This is a genomic window from Micromonospora sp. NPDC003776 (assembly GCF_053605645.1).
On the sequence record NZ_JBSGJR010000852.1, the window covers coordinates 1 to 1,982 of the forward strand.

2 protein-coding genes are annotated in these 1,982 nt (G+C 75.9%); both read right to left on the reverse strand.

The genetic code is table 11. The features are described 5' to 3' along the window. On the reverse strand, positions 1 to 924 hold a 924-nt coding region (locus ACWEVO_RS35715), incomplete at its 3' end, for a helix-turn-helix transcriptional regulator (protein ID WP_452311814.1). Further along, entirely contained in the window at positions 921 to 1,919 is a 999-nt protein-coding gene (locus ACWEVO_RS35720; protein ID WP_452311815.1) for a helix-turn-helix transcriptional regulator, read from the reverse strand. The genes ACWEVO_RS35720 and ACWEVO_RS35715, both read right to left, overlap by 4 nt. Between the last annotated feature and the right edge of the window lie 63 nt (positions 1,920 to 1,982).

The following is a 1,982-nucleotide window of genomic DNA, read 5'->3' on the forward strand; positions in this document are numbered from 1 at the left end:
GATCTGGTCGGCCAGCTCGGCCGGGGCCAGCACGGTGACGTCCGAGCCGAGCCCGAGCACGAAGCGGCGCGCCCAGCCCAGGTCGGTGACCCGCAGCGACACCAGCCACTGCTCGCCGTCGGCCTCGACCCGCTCGCACGGGTAGTACTCGGTGATCCACCGTTCGCCCCGACCGATCCGCAGCGTGATCAGCGGCAGGTCGGGCGACGGGCGGAAGACCCCGTCGCTGAGGTCGTGCGGGCGGGCCTGCGGCGGCACCACGGCCGGCTCGTCCAGCTGGGTGACCGCGTCGATCCGGTCGGCCCGGAACAGGCGCATCCCCTCGGCCCGGCGGCACCACGCCTCCACGTACGCCCGGCCGCCCACCATCAGCACCCGCAGCGGGTCGATGGTGCGTTCGGTGGTCTCGTCCCGGGCCGCCGTGTAGTAGGTGATCCGCAGCGCCCGGCCGCGCTCGACCGCGGCGCGCAGGTCGCGGACCCGCGCGCTGTCCCCGGGCAGTCGCACCTCCACCGGGGCGCCGGCGAGGTCACCGGCCGCGCTCTCGATCTTCGCGAGGGCCCGCTCGACGGCCTCCCGGTTGGCCACCCCGGGCGTCTCGGCGAGCATCCGCAGCGCCACCACCAGGGCGAGCGCCTCGTCCGGGGTGAGCCGCAGCGGGCGGTCGATGCCGGCGTCGTAGGTGATGGTCACCCGGTCGCCGTCGAACGCCATGTCGATCAGGTCACCCGGGCCGTAGCCGGGCAGCCCGCACACCCAGAGCAGCTCCAGGTCCTCACGGAGCTGCTTCTCGGTCACCCCCAGGTCCTGCGCCGCCTCGGCGATCTCGATGCCGGGGCGGGCCAGCAGGTAGGGCACCAGGTTGAGCAGCCGGGCCAGCCGGTCCGCCGAGGCGCGGCCACCCCGGGCCGCCGGGCGGGTCACCGGGCACCCCCGGCCACCGCCAGCTCGTCGTGCCGGGCGACGATCTCCTTCAACCGTTGGATCACGGCCTCGCGTACCTCCGGTGGGTCCAGCACCCGCACGTCCGGGCCGTACCCGGTGAGCTGGCCGGCGAGGAACTCCGCGTCGGCGTACGGCAGCACCAGTCGGTCGCCGTCCGGGCCCGAGGTGCACTGCACCGCCCAGCGGCGCAGCCCGGCGGCCCGCCCCGGAGCGACCAGCACGGTGGCCCGCCCGGTCCGCTCGACCGGCCCGGACCAGCGGGCCACGTGGCTGATCAGGTCCACCCCGGCGGGCGGCTCGTACGCCCCCGGCTCACCGGTCGTGCGGACCGCGCCCACCACCCGGGAGAGCCGGAAGCAGCGGGTGGCCGCCCGGTCCAGGTCATGCCCGACCACGTACCACCGGCCGCGCCAGCAGACCACGCCCCAGGGCTGCACCCGGCGGCGCGTCGGGGCGTCCCGGTCCGGCACCCGGTAGTCGAAGTTGACCTCCCGGCGGTCCCGTGCGGCGGCGGTCAGCGGCGCGAACGCCGGGTCGACCGTGACCATCGGCTCCACGCCGAGGGTCGCCTGCGGGTCGACGTCGATGCCGGCGGCGCGCAGCTTGGCCAGCCCGGAGGAGGCGGCGGTGGCCAGGCCGGCGTGCTGCCACAGCCGGGCGGCGATGCCCACCGCGGCGGCCTCGTCCGGTTCCAGCGGGATGTCCGGCAGCGCGTACGCGCGGTGGGCGATCCGGTAGCCGGGCTCGGCGTCGAAGACGCTGGCCGTGCCGGTCTCCAGGGGCACCCCGAGTTCGCGCAGCTCCGCCTTGTCCCGTTCGAACTTGCGCTGGAACGCCTCGTGGTCCTTGACGTCGTCCGGATCGTGCTCGTAGCCGGGCACGGTCGCGGCGATCTGCGCGGCGGTGAGGAACCGTCGCGTGGAGAGCAGACAGATCACCAGGTTGACCAGGCGTTCGGTACGGGTCCGCGACACGCCTGAACGCTAGCAGCCCGCGCGCCGTGGGCGCGCACCCGCGCGGGCGTGCCGCGCGGCGGC